We start from the raw sequence: 278 nt of genomic DNA on the forward strand, positions 1-278 counted from the left end.
GGGTTCACGTTCGTCGGATTCGATCCGTCGAGTTTCGCCCTGTCGGTCGCGATTCAGCTCGTACAGATGTGGCTGAAATGCAATACAGCCGAGCAGACGCTCTCGCTGAAACGTGGCCAGAACCTCTGCGTCCAGACGGGCACGCGTTGCACGAAGAAGGTTCTCGGCGTCTGCCTCGAGCGGGAGCAAGACCATTGCTGCTTCAACTCGATCCTCGCGAAGCTGATTAACCGGCAAGGCCGTTCGCAACTCGGAATGCCGATGGACCAGTGCGGGGG

1 protein-coding gene is annotated in these 278 nt (G+C 59.7%); it reads left to right on the plus strand.

Annotation, left to right across the window (positions count from 1 at the left end):
- Nucleotides 1-66: 66 nt before the first annotated feature.
- A partial coding sequence (gene traN, locus AAEY94_RS20675) for a conjugal transfer protein TraN (RefSeq protein WP_350979909.1) occupies nucleotides 67-278 on the plus strand: 212 nt, incomplete at its 3' end.

It is taken from the genome of Shewanella sp. AC34-MNA-CIBAN-0136, from assembly GCF_040309945.1.
In the GTDB taxonomy this organism is placed as follows: domain Bacteria; phylum Pseudomonadota; class Gammaproteobacteria; order Enterobacterales; family Shewanellaceae; genus Shewanella.